This is a genomic window from Collinsella sp. LCP19S3_C9 (assembly GCF_052121575.1).
Taxonomy (GTDB): domain Bacteria; phylum Actinomycetota; class Coriobacteriia; order Coriobacteriales; family Coriobacteriaceae; genus Collinsella.
Genome location: NZ_JBQKDZ010000031.1, coordinates 1 through 1,651 on the forward strand (window position 1 = coordinate 1; position 1,651 = coordinate 1,651).

The following is a 1,651-nucleotide window of genomic DNA, read 5'->3' on the forward strand; positions in this document are numbered from 1 at the left end:
GCCAGCCCCAGCTCCCGGGTCGCCCGGTGAAGGCGAGGAAGAAGGGCGTGAAGGGAGCGAAGAGCGTTGCTGCCTAGGCTAGCCCCTTGTCACACAAACTACCGAAGCCTCCTTTTTTCACCTGCTGAAGGTTATCAATCTTCTTATTGAGTATCTCGGCATTCTTTCTTCTGCCAATGCCCTGGCGGGCAGATCCACCCCCCTTTCGGCTGGTTCGGGGGCACAGGCATGCCCTGACGGGCAGATCCACCGCCCTTTCGGCTGGTTCGGGGTCGCAGGCATGCCCTGGCGGGCAGATCAGCGCCTTTTCGGCAGGTTCGGGGGCGCAGGCATGCCCTGACAGACGGCTGCATTGCCCATATGCGTTTTGCGCGCGAGGACCCTGTTGCTCCTGTCAAAAGCGTGGCGAAATGAAGTGGCCCAAAAGAGGGCAGCAGAATACCGAAATCCCAGCTTGAAATAGCTCAGCTATTTGTCACTGTGCGGTTCTGCCTGCTATGATTAGCCATGCACTGCTGGGGAAGACTCATCCGCTAGAATTGCTTGGACGAAAGGAGACGCAATGGTACTCGACAGATACGCGCGATTTGCTGACAGCGCCGACGTGCTCTCTTGCCCCCTTTGCCACAGCGCCCTGAAGCTGCAGGAAGGGAGCCTCGTATGTCCGAAGAGGCACTGCTTCGATATCGCAAAGCAGGGGTACGTAAACCTTCTAGGGCCCTCCAGGCAGTCAGCCCACTACAGCAAAGAATCCTTTGAGAGCCGCATGGCAATCCTGGAGGCAGGGTATTACGACCACGTGAAAGAAGCCGTCCTCACCGCGGTAGGAAGGGCCCTTTCCCCAAGCGAGGGTCCTGCAGCTGTGAACGCGACGCCATTCCGCGTGCTCGACGCGGGATGCGGAGAAGGCTTCTATGCACGTGCAATCCGAGAAAACCTCTGTGTCGACGTGGTGGCGTTTGACCTCTCAAAAGACGCCATGCTGATGGCGGCCCGCCACGATTCCAGAAAGGCGGTCAAATGGCTGGTTGGCGACCTGACGAACATCCCCGTGCTGAAAGGCTCCATCAACTGCGTGGTGGACGTATTCGCTCCCTCGAACTACGACGAATTCAAGCGCGTTCTCACCCCAACCAGAAACGCCTCCGCGCCAGGAGTGCTGGTCAAAGTGGTTCCAGGCAGCAATCATCTTACGGAGCTGCGCCACCTTGCTGAAGGATCTTTGCGCAGCAAGGAATACTCAAACCAGCTGGTGACCGATTGCTTTGAGAAGCACTTCAAGATGACCGACCGCATCAAGGTGACGCGCACCTTCGAGATGTCCGAAAGGGACGTCCGCGTGTTCGCCGAGATGACGCCGCTGCTGTTCGGCATCGACGCGGAGTCCCTAAATCTATCGCGTGTGAAAAGCATCACCATCGAGGCTGAATTGCTGGTGGGCACCCCTCGCTCCCAAGGCCCTTCATGAGCTCAGCCAGCTCATCATCCTCTTAATTGCAGGGCTGAAGGACAGCCCTTGTCAACCGCCCCAGAAGAAATCTGGCTCTTCGGTGGTTTCTGTGGGAGAGATTCCGGCATAGGCCCAGCTCAGCGGGCGAAAACAACGATCTGGAACTGAAACGGCCCCGGGAGGGGCCGTTTCCGCGTCATC

1 protein-coding gene and 1 pseudogene are annotated in these 1,651 nt (G+C 58.2%); both read left to right on the plus strand.

Features of this window, described 5'->3' with window-relative positions; genetic code table 11:
• Positions 1–562: 562 nt before the first annotated feature.
• Positions 563–703, plus strand: a pseudogene (locus tag ACTQXI_RS08825) (putative RNA methyltransferase); the annotation flags it as partial.
• A gap of 63 nt (positions 704–766) precedes the next feature.
• Entirely contained in the window at positions 767–1,468 is a 702-nt protein-coding gene (locus ACTQXI_RS08830; protein WP_052241580.1) for a methyltransferase domain-containing protein, read from the plus strand.
• Positions 1,469–1,651 lie beyond the last annotated feature (183 nt).

Coding starts and splice junctions, on each gene's coding strand:
- ACTQXI_RS08830 (WP_052241580.1), top strand. CDS start 767: ATGGCAATCCTGGAGGCAGGGTATTACGACCACGTGAAAGAAGCCGTC.